The sequence below is a fragment of the Methylobacterium sp. 285MFTsu5.1 genome, from assembly GCF_000383455.1.
Classification (GTDB): Bacteria; Pseudomonadota; Alphaproteobacteria; order Rhizobiales; family Beijerinckiaceae; genus Methylobacterium.
Genome location: NZ_KB911350.1, coordinates 1 through 1,711, shown reverse-complemented (window position 1 = coordinate 1,711; position 1,711 = coordinate 1). Strand labels below are relative to the sequence as shown.

Annotated in this window: 1 protein-coding gene and 1 pseudogene; both read left to right on the top strand. The window is 68.8% G+C overall.

What is annotated here, in order from left to right:
* Window positions 1–826, top strand: a pseudogene (locus H288_RS0131890) (IS21 family transposase); the annotation flags it as partial.
* Window positions 823–1,557: an IS21-like element helper ATPase IstB gene (istB, locus tag H288_RS0131885; protein WP_280142576.1), complete on the top strand. Its 735-nt coding sequence runs from the start codon at window positions 823–825 to the stop codon at window positions 1,555–1,557. The pseudogene H288_RS0131890 and the gene istB, both read left to right, overlap by 4 nt.
* The last annotated feature ends 154 nt before the right edge of the window (window positions 1,558–1,711 follow it).

Here is a 1,711-nt window from a genome sequence, read left to right as displayed (position 1 = left end):
CCTCGTCGAGCCGGTGGCCTGCACCCCGGCCTCGGGCTGGGAGAAGGGCCAGGTCGAGAACCAGGTCGGGCTGGTGCGCGAGCGGCTGTTCACCCCGCGCGTCCGGGTGAAGAGCTACGACGAGCTGAACGCCCTGCTGCTCGATGGGGTGATCGCCTACGCCAAGGCCCACCCGCATCCCGAGCAGTCGGATATGACCGTGTGGCAGGCCTTCGAGGCCGAGCGAGCGGCGCTGGTACCCTATGCCGGTCGCTTCGACGGCTTCCACGCCGTCACCGCCTCGGTGTCCTCGACCTGCCTCGTGCGCTTCGACAACAACCGCTACTCGGTGGCCGCCTCGGCCATCGGCCGTCCGGCTGAGGTGCGAGCCTATGCCGAGCGCGTCGAGATCCGGCAGGACGGCCGCATCGTCGCCGAGCACGCCCGCGTCTTCGGCCGCAACCAGACGGTGTTCGATCCCTGGCACTACGTCCCCGTGCTGGCCCGCAAGCCCGGCGCGCTGCGCAACGGCGCACCGTTCAAGGACTGGGTCCTGCCCGCCGCCCTCGACCGGGTCCGGCGCAAGCTCGCCGGCTCTGCCGACGGTGACCGGCAGATGGTCGAGATCCTGACCGCCGTGCTCGGCGATGGCCTGCCCGCGGTGGAGGCCGCCTGCGCCGAGGCGCTGCGCGAGGGCGTGCACTCGGCCGACGTCATCCTCAACATCCTGGCTCGCCAGCGCGAGCCCATCGCACCGGTGACCCTCCTGACGCCCGAGGGTCTGCGGCTCCGCCATGAGCCCGTCGCCGACTGCGCCCGCTACGACAGCCTGAGGAGAGCCCCATGATGGAACGTCAGCACATCCTCGCCACCATGGGCGAGTTGAAGTTGTTCGGGATGAAGGCTGCCTACGACGAGATCATCAAGGTTGCGGTGAAGCGAACCCACGAGCCGCAGCAGATCGTCGGCGACCTGCTTCAGGCCGAGATCAGCGAGAAGCAGGCGCGCTCGATCCGCTACCAGATGACGATCGCCAAGCTGCCCCTGGCCAAGGACATCGCCGAGTTCGCCTTCGATGGCACTCCGATCAACGAGATCCTGGTGCGCGACCTCGCTGGCGGCGAGTTCCTGGCCCATCAGCGCAACGTCGTGCTGGTCGGCGGCACCGGCACGGGCAAGACCCATCTCGCCATCGCGATCGCCCGGGCCTGCATCCGAGACGGGGCACGAGCCCGGTTCTACAACGTGGTCGACCTCGTCAATCGGCTCGAAGCCGAGGCGCGTGCCGGCCGGCAGGGCCGCATCGCGGACCATCTCGCCAGGCTCGACCTCGTGGTGCTGGACGAGCTCGGCTATCTGCCGTTCGCGCAGTCGGGCGGGCAGCTGCTGTTCCACCTGATCAGCCGTCTCTACGAGACCACCTCGATCGTGGTCTCCACCAACCTCGCCTTCGGTGAGTGGCCGAGCGTGTTTGCCGGCGACGCCAAGATGACCACGGCGTTGCTCGACCGGCTCACACATCACTGCGAGATCGTCGAGACCGGCAACGAGAGCTGGCGCTTCAAGAACCGCGCCTGAGGTCGGCTCGTACCCCGCGCCTCCAGGATCCCTGCTCAGCCCGGCTGCGCTACCCCGACCCGCTCCGCCGGGCTGACCAGGGGCGTCACGCCACGCTCACGATGGGGTCCCGATTGGAAGCCGATCCGGGGTCCCGTTCCAATGCCGTTTGACA